The organism is Agromyces sp. NPDC056389, from assembly GCF_042262385.1.
GTDB lineage: Bacteria > Actinomycetota > Actinomycetes > Actinomycetales > Microbacteriaceae > Agromyces.
Genome location: NZ_JBHJPN010000001.1, coordinates 1,296,014 through 1,310,057, shown reverse-complemented (window position 1 = coordinate 1,310,057; position 14,044 = coordinate 1,296,014). Strand labels below are relative to the sequence as shown.

The window sequence follows — 14,044 nt, the reverse complement described above, 5'->3', positions numbered from 1 at the left end:
GTGCTCGGGTAGCGTGGAACCGGATCGCGCGGCCTCGCCGTGAGGCCGCGGGGATGGGGTGGCACGATGGCGACTCAGAAGTCGGCGAGGCTCAAGTCGGTGACGCGTTCGACCAAGCTCGGACCTGACGAGCGGAAGGCCGCGATCGCGCGGCTGAAAGAGAAAGAGCTCGACATCCTCGTGGTGGGCGGCGGCATCGTCGGCACCGGAGCCGCGCTCGATGCGGTCACGCGAGGCCTCTCGACCGGGCTCCTCGAAGCCCGTGACTGGGCGTCGGGCACCTCGAGCCGTTCGTCGAAGCTCGTGCACGGCGGCATCCGATACCTCGAACAGCTCGACTTCCGGCTCGTGCGGGAGGCGCTCATCGAGCGGGGACTGCTGCTGCAGCGCATCGCACCGCACCTCGTGAAGCCGGTTCGGTTCCTGTACCCCCTGAAGACCCGCGTCATCGAGCGGTTCTACGTCGGCGCCGGCATGATGCTCTACGACATCTTCAGCTACACCGGCGGGCGGCCCCCCGGGGTGCCGCACCATCGACACCTCTCGAAACGGCAGGTGATGCGGGCCATCCCGTCGCTCTCGAAGGACGCGCTCGTCGGCGGTCTCACGTACTACGACGCACAGGTCGACGACGCGCGCTACGTCGCCTCACTCGCTCGCACCGCGTCGTTCTACGGCGCGCACGTCGCGAGCCGGGTGAAGGTCGACGGTTTCATCAAGGTCGGTGAACGCGTCGTCGGCGTGAAGGCGCACGACCTCGAGACCGACGAGCACTTCGAGATCCGGGCGAAGCAGGTCGTGAACGCCACCGGCGTCTGGACCGACGACACGCAGCGCATGGTCGGCGAGCGCGGCACGTTCAAGGTCCGCGCCTCGAAGGGCGTGCACCTCGTCGTACCGCGCGACCGCATCCAATCGGCGATGGGCATGATCTTCCGCACCGAGAAGAGCGTGCTGTTCGTCATCCCGTGGGGCCGTCACTGGCTGATCGGCACGACCGACACCGACTGGAACCTCGACAAGGCGCATCCGGCCGCCACCGCCGCCGACATCGACTACCTGCTCGAGCACGTCAACGCGGTGCTCGGCATCCCGCTCACTCGAGAAGACGTCGAGGGCGTGTTCGCCGGGCTCCGGCCCCTCCTCGCCGGGGAGAGCGACCAGACCTCGAAGCTCTCGCGCGAGCACCTCGTCGCGCACACGGTGCCCGGTCTCGTCGTCATCGCCGGCGGCAAGTGGACGACGTACCGCGTCATGGCGAAGGATGCCATCGACGCGGCGGTCGACGCGCTCGACGGCAAGGTGCCGAAGTCGACGACGCAGGACATCCCGCTCCTCGGAGCAGAGGGGTACCAGGCGGCGTGGAACAAGCGCGGCAAGATCGCGCGCGCCTTCGGCGTGCACGAAGTGCGCATCGAGCACCTGCTGAACCGCTACGGCACGATGACCGACGAACTGCTCGACCTGATCCGCGAAGACCCCTCGCTCGGGGAGCCGCTGCCCGGCGCCGACGACTACCTCGGCGCGGAGGTCGTCTATGCGGCCACGCACGAGGGCGCGCTGCACCTCGACGACGTGCTCGCCCGTCGCACGCGCATCTCGATCGAGGCGTGGGACCGCGGCGTCTCCGCCGCGCCCGTCGCTGCGAAGCTCATGGGTGAGGCGCTCGGCTGGAACGCGGCTCGCCAGACGCTCGAGGTCGAGCGCTACCTCGAACGGGTCGCCGCCGAGCGCGCCTCGCAGGAGCAACCCGACGACGCATCGGCCGACCGTGTGCGCCTCGAGGCTCCCGACATCGTGAAGGTGGACTAGCGCGCCGAGACCGGTGACGTCGTGATGTCCGACGGGACGGGCGTGGATCGAGGGCTCCCGCCCAGCGCCTAAACTGGAGGGCATGCTCGTCAGCCCCGGAATCACGCCCCACGCGGGAACCGGCGACTGATGCTCAAGATGATGCTGCGCCCCAGATGGGTGCTCGCACTGCTCCTCGCGCTCGGCATCGCCGCGGCGTTCGCCCTGCTCGGCCAGTGGCAGCTCGAGCGGGCCGTCGAGTCGTCGGTCGTCGACGAACGCCCCACCGAAGAAGTGAGGCCGTTCGCCGGCATCGCCGAGCCCGATCGGCCGACGACGCAGGCGGCGACCGCCCAGCTCGTCGAGGTCACCGGCACCGTCGTGCCCGGCGACACGGTCATCGTCGAGGGCAGACTGAACGAGGGCGTCGCCGGATTCTGGCCCGTCGTGCACCTCGAGGTCACCGACGGCACCCCGGCGGGTCTTCCGGTCGCGCTCGGCTGGGCCGCCGACGAGGAGGCCGCTCGTGAGGCCGCCGCCGCCTTCGAACGCTCGATCGACCCGAGCGAGCCCATCACCCTCGTCGGTCGCTTCCTGCCCAGCGAGGCGCCGATCGCCCCCGATGCCGAGGCCGACCCGTTCGCCATGCAGACGGTCGCCGTGGCGCAGCTCATCAACGTCTGGGCCGACTACGACGACCGGCCCGTCTACTTCGGCTACGTCACCGCAGCAGAGGCGCCTGCCGGCCTCGACGCGATCGCCTCGCCGCCGCCCGAGCAGGAGCAGCAGCTCGACTGGCTCAACGTCTTCTACGCGGTCGAGTGGGCGGTCTTCGCCGGGTTCGCGATCTACCTCTGGTACCGGCTCGTGCGCGACGCCGTCGAACGCGAGCGCGAAGAGCAGGAGGAGGCCGAGGCATCCGCTGCTCGGGTCGTCGCCGGCGGTTCGCCGGGCGGCGACTGACGCTCGCCCTCGTTCAGCCCGCCGCGCCGTCGGCAGCGAATGACGCGGCGTACTCGGCCGACGGCGGTATCGGCGTGATCACATCGACGAGCACGCCACCCGGGTCGCGCACGATCACGTGACGTTGCCCGAAGCCCTCGCTCCGCAGCTCCTGCACGATCGGCACACCGGCGGCCTCCAGCGCGGAGGCGAGCACGTCGACATCGTCGACCTCGATGTTCACGATCACGCCCGCCGCCGGCACGCGGAAGTCGGCGGGAATGCTCTGGTGGGCGGAATCGAGCAGCGCGATCTCGGCGTGCGGAGGCAGCGGATGCCGCAGGCTGACGTACCAGTCGGTGTCGAACGTCAGATCGAAGCCGAAGTGCTCGCGGTAGAAGTCGGCACTCGCTTCGACGTCGGTGGTGCCGAGCACGGGATAGAGATTCATGGTGACCCTCCTCGGGTAAAGAAACATACAGTGTGTATGTATTGTGAAACACGTACAGTGTGTATGTCAATGGTCGAGCGCGACATCGTTGGGGTCGGAGGAATTCGTGGCTACGAAGGCGGAACAACGGGAGCGAACGCGCGCGGTCATCCTCGAGCTCGCCACGCAGGCGTTCGCCGAGCGCGGCTACGCCGGCGTCGCCCTCGAAGACCTCGTCGCAGAGGCAGGGCTCACCCGCGGGGCGCTCTACCATCACTTCGGCAGCAAGCAGGCGCTCTTCCGCGCCGTGCTCGAAGCGGCGCAGGCCCGAGTCGCGCGCGCCGTCGAGGTGGCCGCCGCCGGCGCCGGCGATCCGCTCACCGGTTTCCTCGACGGCTGTCGTGCGTTCCTCGAGGCGAGCCTCTCGCCCGGCGTGCGCCGGATCCTCCTCGTCGACGGTCCTGCAGTGCTCGGATGGGACGACTGGCGCAGCGGCGATCTCGACACGAGTGCCGGCCTCCTCGACGAGGGCGTCGCGGAACTGGCCGCGGCCGGAGTCATCGCGCCGCATCGGCTGCGCACCGTCGCGACGATGGTCTCGGGCGCCCTCAACGAGGTCGCAGTGGCCAACGCAGCGGCCGCAGACGCGCCGGGTGAGATTGACGCGGCTGTGGAAACACTGGCCCGCATGCTCACGGGACTCGCCCCGCTCGACGCCGCGTAGACTGGTCTCATGCCCCTCGAGCCGAAATCCGCCGATCTGCCGCGCATTCGCGGGGCGCTGAAGTTCTACCAGGTCGCTTCGGTGATCACCGGTGTCATGCTCCTGCTGCTGTGCGCCGAGATGATCATGAAGTACGTCTTCCACCTCGAGCTCTACGCCTTCGGCGACCAAGGGGTGCTCGCGTTCACCCCGGTGATCGAGACGGCCGCCGGCCTCGAGTCGACCGGCACCGGCGTGAACCTCTCGACCGGCATCCTCATCGCCCACGGCTGGTTCTACGTCGTCTACCTCTTCAGCGACTTCCGGCTCTGGAGCCTCATGCGCTGGCCGTTCAGCCGCTTCATCATCATCGCGCTCGGCGGCATCGTGCCGTTCCTCTCGTTCTTCCTCGAGGCGCGCATCGGCCGCGAGGTGCGCGAGTACCTCGACCGCCGCGAGGCTGCGGAGACCGCAGCCGCCACGACTTCGGGCACCACCGACTCAGGCGCCCCTGACACGTCCGACACCCTGGAGGCCCAGCAGTGACCGATCAGCCCACCGAGCAGCGTCCGGTTCTCGTCGTCGATTTCGGCGCCCAATACGCCCAGCTCATCGCCCGGCGCGTGCGCGAGGCATCCGTCTACTCGGAGATCGTGCCGCACACGATCACCGCGGCCGAGGTGGCCGCCAAGAACCCGATCGGCATCGTGCTCTCCGGCGGACCCTCGTCGGTCTACGAGGAGGGCGCCCCGGCGCTCGACGAGGGCATCCTGAAGCTCGGCGTGCCGACGCTCGGCATCTGCTACGGCTTCCAGGTCATGGCGACGCAGCTCGGCGGCGAGGTCGCGCAGACCGGCCTGCGCGAGTACGGCGCGACGGCAGCGACGGTGACGGATGCCTCAGGCAACGCGCTGCTCGAGGGTCAGCCCGTCGACCAGACCGTGTGGATGAGCCACGGCGACTCGGTGTCGCGCGCGCCCGAGGGCTTCGAGGTGCTCGCCTCGACCGCGTCGACGCCCGTCGCCGCGTTCGCCAACGACGAGAAGAAGTTCTACGGCGTGCAGTGGCACCCCGAGGTCAAGCACTCGGAGTTCGGCCAGCGCATCATCGAGAACTTCCTGCACCGCGCCGCCGGAATCCCGGCCGACTGGAACTCGGGCAACGTCATCGCCGAGCAGGTCGCCCGCATCCGCGAGCAGGTCGGCACCGCGCGCGTCATCTCGGCGCTGTCGGGCGGCGTCGACTCCGCCGTCTCCACAGCGCTCGTGCAGGAGGCCGTCGGCGACCAGCTCACGGCCGTGTTCGTCGACCACGGGCTGCTCCGCAAGGGCGAGCGCGAGCAGGTGCAGCAGGACTACGTCGCAGCCACGGGCGTGCGGCTCATCACGATCGACGCCGAAGACACCTTCCTCGACGCGCTGGCGGGCGTGAGCGATCCCGAGCAGAAGCGCAAGATCATCGGGCGCGAGTTCATCCGCGCGTTCGAGCAGGCCGAGCGCGACCTCATCGCCGAGGCCGCCGCAGCCGGCGAGCCGATCAAGTTCCTCGTGCAGGGCACGCTCTACCCCGACGTCGTCGAGTCGGGCGGCGGCACGGGCACGGCGAACATCAAGAGTCACCACAACGTCGGCGGCCTTCCCGAAGACCTGCAGTTCGAACTCGTCGAGCCGCTGCGCACCCTCTTCAAGGACGAGGTGCGCGCGATCGGCCGCGAGCTCGGACTGCCCGAGGCGATCGTCGGCCGCCAGCCGTTCCCCGGCCCCGGGCTCGGCATCCGCATCGTCGGCGAGGTCACCCGCGAGCGGCTCGATCTGTTGCGCGAGGCCGACGCGATCGCCCGCGAAGAGCTGAGCGCGGCCGGCCTCGACCAGGAGATCTGGCAGTGCCCCGTCGTGCTCCTCGCCGACGTGCGCTCGGTGGGCGTGCAGGGCGACGGCCGCACCTACGGTCACCCCATCGTGCTGCGCCCCGTCTCGTCGGAAGACGCGATGACCGCCGACTGGACGCGCCTGCCGTACGACGTGCTGGCGAAGATCTCGAACCGCATCACGAACGAGGTCCCCGAGGTGAACCGCGTCGTGCTCGACGTCACGTCGAAGCCGCCGGGCACCATCGAGTGGGAGTGAGGCTCCGCTGAAGAAGGCCGGCACCCGACGGGTGCCGGCCTTCTCTCGTCAGACGCGTCGCGCCGAGTCGCAGGACGATCGGGAGCGCCACGCCGAGGGCGAACGGCGTGTCGCCGCTACGCTCCTGCGACTCAGCGCTGGCCCCACTGTCAGACTGGTCGCATGGGCGTCGTCGAGAACTCGAAGTTGACCGTGGTCGGAGCCGGAAGCGTGGGCACGAGCCTCGCGTACTCGGCGCTGATCCGCGGGAGTGCGAGCGAGGTCGCGCTGTACGACATCGCGCGCGAGAAGGTCGACGCCGAGGTGCTCGACCTCGCGCACGGCACGCAGTTCACGGGCTCCTCGGTGAGCGGCGGAGCCGACCTCGGCGTGGTCGAGGGCTCGCACGTCATCGTCGTGACCGCGGGGGCGAAGCAGCAACCGGGGCAGTCCCGACTCGATCTCGCAGGTACGAACGTCCGCATCCTCGAGAACCTGCTGCCGGCGCTCCTCGAACGGGGCCCCGATGCGGTCATCGTGCTCGTCACGAATCCCGTCGACGTGCTGACGGTCGCCGCGCAGCGCATCACCGGCCTGCCGCCGCACCGCATCTTCGGCTCGGGCACCGTGCTCGACACGTCGCGCCTGCGCTGGCTGCTGGCCCGGCGAGCCGGGGTCACCACCTCGAGCGTGCACGCCGACATCGTGGGGGAGCACGGCGACACCGAGTTCCCGCTCTGGTCGAACGCCCGCATCGGGCCCGTGCCGATCCTCGAGTGGCGCGGCGCCGAGCCGTTCTCGGCGGCGGAGCTCGACGACATCGCGCACGAGGTGCGCGACTCGGCGTACACGGTCATCCGCGGCAAGGGGGCCACGAACTACGCCATCGGCCTCGCCGGGGCGCGCATCGTCGAGGCCGTGCTCCGCGACGAGCGGGCGGTGCTGCCGGTCTCGACGGTGCTCCGCGGCATCCGGGGTCTCGACGGCGTCGCGTTGTCGCTCCCGAGCGTCGTCGGCGGGGACGGCGCGGTACCGGTCGCCGAGACGCCGTTCTCGACCGAGGAGGAGCTGCTGCTCCGGGCCTCGGCCGATGCGATCACGGCGTCGGTCGCGACGCTCGGCATCTGAGGCCGGCGCTCGCCTCCCGAAACCACGAACGGCCGCCCCGAGGGCGGCCGTTCGATGTTCGAGTGTCGACGAAGGTCAGTCGCGCGCGATCGCGAGCATCCGCAGGATCTCGAGGTACAGCCAGATGACCGTGACCATGATGCCGAAGACGCCCGACCACTCGTACTTCTTCGGGGCGCGGTTGCGCACGCCCTGCTGGATGAAGTCGAAGTCGAGCACGAGCGAGTACGCGGCCATGATGACGACGAGGACGCCGATGATCAGACCGAGCGGGATGCCCATGAAGTCCACTCCGCGGAGCCCCCACGGGTCGTCGGTCGCGCCGAAGAGGATCAGACCCATGTTCACGAGCGAGAAGACCAGGTAGCCGACCATCGCGATGAGGAAGACCTTCGTCGCCTTCTTCGAGGCGCGGATCTTGCCCGAGGCGAAGAGGGCGAGGGTCACGCCCACGACGACGAGCGTCGCGATGACGGCCTGTGCGACGATGCCGCCGCCGTACGTCATCTCGTACCATGCCGAGATGCCGCCGACGAAAACGCCCTGAACGCCCGCATACGCGAGGATCAATGCCGGCGACGGCTCCTTCTTGAAGATGTTGACGAGCGCGAGCACGAAGCCGACGATGCCGGCGCCGATCCAGAGGAACGGCATCGACTCGGTCGTGACCCAGCCGAGGGCTGCGCCGACGAGGAGCAGGCCGAACGAGACGGCCGACTTCTGGACGGTGGTCTCCACCGACATGGTCTCGCCGGCGGGCGGCGTCGCGGGCTGGTTGTACATGTCCTGCAGCTGCTGGGCCGAGATGTCCTGCGCTGCGGCCACGCCCCCCTGCGCGGAGAACGCGGAGTTCCGCGAGAATGCGGGGTTGTCGAGAGCCATGGGTTTCCTCTGCTTTCGGCTGTGTTCGGGGGACGGGCGGCGGCCATGCGCGGCATCCGCTTGACAACCAACCTACCCGAGATATCCGTGACAACGCCTTGAGTTTCCGCGACATTCCCGGCTCGGCATGCCGGGCGCTGGCTACGCTGGGCGCATGCAGCACCACGACGTTCCGCGCCCGCTCGTGATCGGGCACCGCGGTGCACCCGGGTACCGGCCCGAGCACACGCGCTCGGCCTATGAACTCGCGTTCGCCCTCGGCGCCGATGCGGTCGAACCCGACATCGTCGCGACGCGCGACGGCGTGCTCGTGCTGCGCCATGAGAACGAGATCTCGGGCACGACGGATGTCGCAGCCCGCCCCGAGTTCGCCGGTCGCCGCACGACGCGCGAGATCGACGGCACCGCCCTCACCGGCTGGTTCACCGAGGACTTCACATGGGCGGAGCTCGCGACGCTGCGGGCGCGCGAACGCCTCGGCGCCCTGCGCCAGTCGAGCGCGAGCTTCGACGACCGGTTCCCGATCATCAGGCTGCGGGAGCTCTTCGAGATCATCGACGTCGCGTCCGACGAGCAGCGGCGGATGCTGCGCATGGTGGCCGAGTTCAAGCACGCCGCGCACTTCGACGCGCTCGGGCTGCCGCTCGACGAGCTGTTCCAGGCGGAACTGGATGCAGCCGGGTGGGGACGCGGCGATGAGCGGCTCATCATGGAGGCGTTCGAGCCGACACTGCTCGATCGGCTCGCCGCTCGCGGCATCCGGGGCAAGCGCGTCTTCCTCATCGAGGGCTCCGGTGCTCCGTGGGATCTCGCGCTCGAGCAGGGCCGGAGCGCGCCCGCGTACGACTCCTTCGTGACCGAGGCGGGACTGCTCCGGCTCGCAGGTCGTTTCGACGGCGTGAGCGTCGGAAAGGCGCGGCTCGTCGGCGGCGCGAAGGCGAAGCGAGCGGATGTCGCCGGCGCCCCGCTCTCGGGCGCCGAACTCGTCGACGCGGCGCACGCGGCCGACCTCGAGATCTACACCTGGACCCTCCGCCCCGAGAACAGCTTCCTCGCGGGCCGGTTCCGGCGCGGCACCGTGCGGGCCGCGTTCGGCGACTGGGCGGGCGAGTTCGGGGAGATCATCGCCATGGGCGTCGATGGCGTCTTCCTCGACCATCCCGACCTCGGGGTGGAGGCGCGTCGGGAGACCCCGGTCTCCTGAGGGAGCCCCCTCGGGTGCCTCACCAGGCGTCGACGAGTTCGATGCCCTCCGTCTCGATCGCCGTCCGGAACGCGTCGTCTCGAAGCAGCGCGAGCTCCCAGGCGCGGAGGATCCCATCGGGGCCCGAGACCGCGTGCTCGGGCGCCGGGTGCATGAAGATCTCGCTCGTGCCATCGGGGAGTGCTCCCAGGAGGCGCAGATACCCGTCGCGGAGCGAGCCGTAGCTTCCGAGCTGTGCGGCCGGCGTCCGGTTCGTGGCGATCGCGGCGGGGATCGGCACGCCGGCCGCGTCCGCGGCCGCGACGCCCGTCGCGTGGATCGACGCGGCCTCGACGGGGAGGGCTCCGCCGAGGTAGAGCGCCGGATCGCGGGGGAGCCGGAACCCCAGGCCGTGGCGCGCCGCGAGCTCGAGCGCCTCGGCGATGAACGGGCGCCCGGTGAGGCCGTAGAGGGTGCCGGCGTGCGAGTCGAGGGCGAGAGGGCGGATGCCCCAGCTCGTGAGGCGCTGCAACTGCGCGTCGAGTTCGGCGGCGACGTCCGCGGCATCCGCCCGGGCGCCCACCTCGGTGGGGTCGAACGGGAGTGTGCCGTCGGCCGAGACGAGCGAGGCGGCGGCTCGCACCGGCCGCCAGGCCGTGAGCCCGCGCTCGCTCGAGAGGGTCGCGTGCAGGCGCGGCACGATGCCGGCACGGGCGGCGGACGTCGCCGCGGCCTCGGCGCCGGGCGCGACGACGATGACCGTGGACGCCGTGATCGCGCCCTCGGCGGCGAGGCGTGCGATCTCGACCGACGTGCCCGGCTCGCGGCCGAGGTCGTCGGCCGTGAGCACGAGCCGACGGGTCATTGCGCGGTCTCGTCGTCGGCCGCGGTGCTGCGCACGGCGGCGAGCGTCATGCCGCCGTCGGCCTCGGCTTCGGAGAGGCCCTCGGGAACGCGGATGAATCGGGCGAGCACCGCCCCGATCGTGCAGAGGATGAACGGGTACACGCAGAGGTAGATGCGGAACGCGACATCCGGTTGACCGCCGGGATCGTCGCCGGAGTTGTAGCCGAAGAAGACGCCGAGCGAGGCGAGCGCGAGGCCGGTGATGATGCCGTTCAGGCGGCCGAAGAAGCCGAAGGCCGAGAGGAAGAGCCCCTCGCGGTGCTGGCCGTGACGCCGGGCGTCGTCGTCGAGCACGCGCGCCACGATCAGGTCGTTCGTGGCGAGCATGCCCGAGTAGCCGATGCCGACGAGGAGTCCGGCGAGCAGGGCGGTGACGAGGTCGGTGGCGAAGAAGAGCGGGACGAAGCTGAGCGCGAGGATCACGAAGGCGAGGCGCCAGGTGAAGGCCGCGCCCCTGCTCCGGATCACGCGGGTCCAGACGACGAGGCCGGCCGCGGAGCAGAGGATGACGGTGGCCTGCAGGTAGAGCGCGTTCGCGACGGGCAGGCCGAGGGAGTAGCGCACGTAGAGCTGGAGGCCCGCGAGCACGAGGGCCATGGCGCTCGCATAGCAGGCGCCCGCGACGCCGATCGACCAGAACTTCGGGTTGCGGATGATGGTGAGGAGTGTCGGGAAGAAGCGCGGCCGCGCACCCTCCGCGTAGCGGGGGTTCTCCTTCGCGCTGAATGCCATGAACAGGATGACCGCCGTGGCGATCGCGCCGTAGATGATCGCCGTCGTCGTGAAGCCGACCGTGGTGTCCTCGGTGCCGAACACCGAGGTCGTGAGCAGCGGGGTCAGCGCGAGCGAGATGACGAGGGCGACGAGCTGGAATCCCTGACGCAGCGAGTTCGCGACCGCCCGCTTCCGCTCCCGCGGGAAGAGTTCGGGAAGCAGTGCGCCGTAGTTGGCGTTGAGCATCGAGTCGAACGCCTCGCAGAGGATCGCGAAGATCGCGAACCAGAGCACGAGTCCGAGGCCCTCGAGCGAGTCGGGAGCGGAGAAGAAGGCGATCATGCTCGCGGCGAGGAGCGGAGCGCCGATGACGAGCCACGGCCGGCGTCGTCCCCAGCGGGTTCGGGTGCGGTCGGAGAGGAAGCCGAGCACCGGATTGTCGACGGCGTCGATGACGGCGTACACGATCATGACCCCCGCGTACACGCGCACGTCGAGCCCGAGGATGTCGACGTAGTACAGGATCATCGAGCCCTTGATCATGTTGATCGGGATCGAGGTGCCGAACATGCCGATGGCATATCGCCACGGGGCGGTGGCGCGGGCAGGGGTCGTCTCGGAGCGTTCGGTCATCGTCGTCCTTCGCTGGGGGTGCGCAAATGTTACGACATTCTGCGTTCGCCGTCGCGTTTCCGTCGAGATCGAAGCTCAGTGGCGGCCGCTTCGCCCGTTCGCGGCCTCAAGACGAGTGTCGGATGTCGCGCCTAGACTTGAAGGGATATGACGCTGATCCTCGACCCCGACGACCCGGCCGGCTGGCGCGAGGCGCCCCCCGCCGTCGGCACCGACGCTGCCGGCACCGGCGGCTCCCGACTGACCGATGGGCTGAACCCCGAGCAGCGCGAGGCGGTCGAGTATCGCGGCCCAGCGCTCCTCATCGTCGCGGGTGCCGGCTCGGGCAAGACGCGCGTGCTCACGCATCGCATCGCGAGCCTCATCGAGAGCCGTGAGGCGTGGCCGAGCCAGATCCTCGCGATCACGTTCACCAACAAGGCCGCCGCCGAGATGCGCGAGCGCGTCCAGGCGCTGCTCGGCGAGAGCGCCTCCGGCATGTGGATCTCGACGTTCCACTCGGCGTGCGTGCGCATCCTCCGCCGCGAGGCCGAGTCGATCGGGCTCTCGTCGACCTTCACGATCTACGACTCCGCCGACCAGCGCACGATCCTCAAGCGCATCATCAAGGAGCTCGACGCCGACACCATGGGCTTCACGCCCGCGAGCGCGCAGGCGAAGATCTCGAAGCTGAAGAACGAGCTCGCCGACGTCGAGACGCACGCGCGCAACGCGAACATGAACGACCCGCAAGAGGTCATGTTCCTCGAGATCTTCCGCCAGTACACGCGGCGGCTCCGAGCGGCGAGCGCGCTCGACTTCGACGACCTCATCGCCGAGACGGTCTACCTCTTCCGCGCCTTCCCGAAGGTCGCGGCGCTCTACCAGCGCCGATTCCGGCACATCCTCGTCGACGAGTATCAAGACACGAACCACGCCCAGTACTCGCTCATCCACGAGTTGACGAGGGCGGTGCCGCGCGAGGTCGTCGACGAGCTCGACGAGCACGGCATCCTCGTGCGGGGGCTCACCGATGCCTCCGGGGCGATCCCCGGCGCGAGCCTCACGGTCGTCGGCGACTCCGACCAGTCGATCTACGCATTCCGCGGCGCCGACATCCGCAACATCTCCGAGTTCGAGCGCGACTTCCCGGGCGCCAAGGTCGTGCTCCTCGAGCAGAACTACCGATCGACCCAGAACATCCTCTCCGCTGCGAACGCGGTCATCTCGAACAACTTCGACCGCAAAGAGAAGAAACTCTGGACGGCCGACGGCGATGGCGACAAGATCATCGGCTACACGGGGTACACCGCCCACGACGAGGCGCAGTTCATCGCCGACGAGATCGAGTCGCTGCACCGCGAGGGCGTCGCGTATCGCGACATCGCCGTCTTCTACCGCACCAACGCGCAGACCCGCGCGCTGGAGGAGATCTTCGTGCGCTCGGCGCTGCCGTACCGCGTCGTCGGCGGCACGAAGTTCTACGAGCGCGCCGAGATCAAGGACGCGATGGCCTATCTCATCGCGGTCGCGAACCCCGTCGACGAGCTCGCGCTCCGACGCATCCTGAACACGCCGAAGCGCGGCATCGGCCCGGCCACCGAGACGGCGCTCGCCTCGTTCGCCGAGCAGAACGAGCTCACCTTCCGCCAGGCGATGCGCGCCGCCGACGGGCTCGGACTCGGCCCCAAGGTGACGGGCGCGATCTCGGCGCTCGCGAACGTGCTCGACGAGGCGGCGGCGATGCTCGTGCCCTCGGCCGAGGGCCTCGCGGCCGGCACCAACGTGGGGGCCGCGAAGGTCTCCGACGTGCTGGTGTTCCTCGTCGAGCGCTCGGGCCTGCTCGACGCGCTCCGCAACAGCCGCGACCCGCAAGACGAGACCCGCGCAGAGAACGTCGAAGAGCTGGTCGCGCAGACCCGCGACTTCGATCGAGAGAACCCCGGTGCCACGCTCGTCGACTTCCTCACGCAGGTCTCGCTCGTGGCGGCGGCCGACGAGCTCGACGATGCATCCGGCACCGTCTCGCTCATGACGCTGCACACGGCCAAGGGCCTCGAGTACCACGCCGTCTTCCTCACCGGCATCGAGGAGGGGCTGCTGCCGCACCAGATGTCGGCCTCCGAGCCCGGCGGCCCCGCCGAGGAGCGCCGGCTCTTCTACGTCGGCATCACCCGCGCCCGCAAGCGGCTCTACCTCTCGCTCGCCATGAGCCGCGCGCAGTTCGGCGAGGTCGCCGTGGCGATGCCGTCGCGCTACCTGCAGGAGATCCCCGAGGGCCTTATCGACTGGCGCCAGTCGCCGGGCATGGCGACCTCACGCGGCGGCACGCAGCCGCGCGCGTTGAACGCCCGTCGCGGTGCGCCCGGCGGTGCGTGGGGCACGCGCGATCGCGACCTCGAACGGTTCAGCGTCACCCGCTCCGACAAGCCGAAGACCGAGTGGGCAAACCGCGTCACGGGCACGGTGCGCGACAACGGCGACCTCACGCTCGCGACCGGCGACCGCATCCGGCACACCGACTTCGGCGAGGGCAAGGTCACCCAGGTCACGGGCGAGGGCACCAAGCGCATCGCGCACGTCAGCTTCGACACCGCAGGCCAGAAGAAGCTCCTCATCAAGATCGCGCCCATCGAGAAGCTCTAACG

At 69.8% G+C, this 14,044-nt stretch carries 12 protein-coding genes; 8 read left to right on the top strand and 4 right to left on the bottom strand.

Annotation, left to right across the window (positions count from 1 at the left end):
* Nucleotides 1–66: 66 nt before the first annotated feature.
* Together ACFCVM_RS06060 and ACFCVM_RS06055 are read left to right on the top strand one after the other, a co-directional pair.
* Nucleotides 67–1,812, top strand: a complete 1,746-nt coding sequence (locus ACFCVM_RS06060) for a glycerol-3-phosphate dehydrogenase/oxidase (protein ID WP_375835107.1) — start codon at nucleotides 67–69, stop codon at nucleotides 1,810–1,812.
* A gap of 141 nt (nucleotides 1,813–1,953) precedes the next feature.
* Nucleotides 1,954–2,754: an SURF1 family cytochrome oxidase biogenesis protein gene (locus tag ACFCVM_RS06055; RefSeq protein ID WP_375835106.1), complete on the top strand. Its 801-nt coding sequence runs from the start codon at nucleotides 1,954–1,956 to the stop codon at nucleotides 2,752–2,754.
* 13 nt (nucleotides 2,755–2,767) lie between these two features.
* Here ACFCVM_RS06055 and ACFCVM_RS06050 read toward each other — a convergent pair whose 3' ends face one another.
* Nucleotides 2,768–3,184 (bottom strand): VOC family protein, encoded by a 417-nt coding sequence (locus ACFCVM_RS06050; protein WP_375835105.1) that lies wholly within the window; start codon nucleotides 3,182–3,184, stop codon nucleotides 2,768–2,770.
* A 106-nt stretch (nucleotides 3,185–3,290) separates the two neighbouring features.
* Between ACFCVM_RS06050 and ACFCVM_RS06045 the strand changes: the two genes are divergently transcribed.
* The 4 genes from ACFCVM_RS06045 (at nucleotide 3,291) to ACFCVM_RS06030 (ending at nucleotide 7,099) form a co-directional block, all read left to right on the top strand.
* Entirely contained in the window at nucleotides 3,291–3,887 is a 597-nt protein-coding gene (locus tag ACFCVM_RS06045; RefSeq protein ID WP_375835103.1) for a TetR family transcriptional regulator, read from the top strand.
* Nucleotides 3,888–3,896: 9 nt separating this feature from the next.
* The gene (locus ACFCVM_RS06040) at nucleotides 3,897–4,412 is read left to right on the top strand and encodes a DUF3817 domain-containing protein (RefSeq protein WP_375835101.1); all 516 of its coding nucleotides are present in this window, start codon (nucleotides 3,897–3,899) and stop codon (nucleotides 4,410–4,412) included.
* Nucleotides 4,409–5,992, top strand: a complete 1,584-nt coding sequence (gene guaA, locus ACFCVM_RS06035) for a glutamine-hydrolyzing GMP synthase (RefSeq protein WP_375835099.1) — start codon at nucleotides 4,409–4,411, stop codon at nucleotides 5,990–5,992. The genes ACFCVM_RS06040 and guaA overlap by 4 nt, the downstream gene beginning before the upstream one ends.
* Before the next feature lie 162 nt (nucleotides 5,993–6,154).
* A complete protein-coding gene (locus ACFCVM_RS06030; protein WP_375835098.1) occupies nucleotides 6,155–7,099 on the top strand; it encodes an L-lactate dehydrogenase in 945 nt (314 codons plus the stop codon).
* Nucleotides 7,100–7,174: 75 nt separating this feature from the next.
* On the opposite strand, the gene ACFCVM_RS06025 is transcribed toward ACFCVM_RS06030, so the two are convergent.
* Entirely contained in the window at nucleotides 7,175–7,981 is an 807-nt protein-coding gene (locus ACFCVM_RS06025; protein WP_375835096.1) for a Bax inhibitor-1/YccA family protein, read from the bottom strand.
* A gap of 154 nt (nucleotides 7,982–8,135) precedes the next feature.
* Here ACFCVM_RS06025 and ACFCVM_RS06020 point away from each other — a divergent pair, with 154 nt between their 5' ends.
* Nucleotides 8,136–9,185 carry a glycerophosphodiester phosphodiesterase family protein gene (locus ACFCVM_RS06020; RefSeq protein ID WP_375835094.1) on the top strand — a complete coding sequence of 350 codons (1,050 nt, stop codon included), beginning with the start codon at nucleotides 8,136–8,138 and terminating at the stop codon, nucleotides 9,183–9,185.
* A gap of 19 nt (nucleotides 9,186–9,204) precedes the next feature.
* Here ACFCVM_RS06020 and ACFCVM_RS06015 read toward each other — a convergent pair whose 3' ends face one another.
* Nucleotides 9,205–10,029 (bottom strand): ChbG/HpnK family deacetylase, encoded by an 825-nt coding sequence (locus tag ACFCVM_RS06015; protein ID WP_375835092.1) that lies wholly within the window; start codon nucleotides 10,027–10,029, stop codon nucleotides 9,205–9,207.
* Nucleotides 10,026–11,417, bottom strand: coding sequence for an MFS transporter (locus tag ACFCVM_RS06010; RefSeq protein WP_375835089.1), 1,392 nt, complete (start codon nucleotides 11,415–11,417; stop codon nucleotides 10,026–10,028). The genes ACFCVM_RS06015 and ACFCVM_RS06010 overlap by 4 nt, the downstream gene beginning before the upstream one ends.
* Before the next feature lie 147 nt (nucleotides 11,418–11,564).
* Between ACFCVM_RS06010 and ACFCVM_RS06005 the strand changes: the two genes are divergently transcribed.
* A complete protein-coding gene (locus ACFCVM_RS06005) occupies nucleotides 11,565–14,042 on the top strand; it encodes an ATP-dependent helicase (protein ID WP_375835086.1) in 2,478 nt (825 codons plus the stop codon).
* Nucleotides 14,043–14,044 lie beyond the last annotated feature (2 nt).

Bases quoted from the DNA above. Each gene is read 5' to 3' on its own strand.
- ACFCVM_RS06015 (WP_375835092.1), bottom strand. From the start codon at position 10,029: ATGACCCGTCGGCTCGTGCTCACGGCCGACGACCTCGGCCGCGAGCCG.
- ACFCVM_RS06025 (WP_375835096.1), bottom strand. From the start codon at position 7,981: ATGGCTCTCGACAACCCCGCATTCTCGCGGAACTCCGCGTTCTCCGCG.
- ACFCVM_RS06010 (WP_375835089.1), bottom strand. From the start codon at position 11,417: ATGACCGAACGCTCCGAGACGACCCCTGCCCGCGCCACCGCCCCGTGG.
- ACFCVM_RS06055 (WP_375835106.1), top strand. From the start codon at position 1,954: ATGCTGCGCCCCAGATGGGTGCTCGCACTGCTCCTCGCGCTCGGCATC.
- ACFCVM_RS06030 (WP_375835098.1), top strand. From the start codon at position 6,155: ATGGGCGTCGTCGAGAACTCGAAGTTGACCGTGGTCGGAGCCGGAAGC.
- ACFCVM_RS06060 (WP_375835107.1), top strand. From the start codon at position 67: ATGGCGACTCAGAAGTCGGCGAGGCTCAAGTCGGTGACGCGTTCGACC.
- ACFCVM_RS06020 (WP_375835094.1), top strand. From the start codon at position 8,136: ATGCAGCACCACGACGTTCCGCGCCCGCTCGTGATCGGGCACCGCGGT.
- ACFCVM_RS06040 (WP_375835101.1), top strand. From the start codon at position 3,897: ATGCCCCTCGAGCCGAAATCCGCCGATCTGCCGCGCATTCGCGGGGCG.
- ACFCVM_RS06050 (WP_375835105.1), bottom strand. From the start codon at position 3,184: ATGAATCTCTATCCCGTGCTCGGCACCACCGACGTCGAAGCGAGTGCC.
- ACFCVM_RS06005 (WP_375835086.1), top strand. From the start codon at position 11,565: ATGACGCTGATCCTCGACCCCGACGACCCGGCCGGCTGGCGCGAGGCG.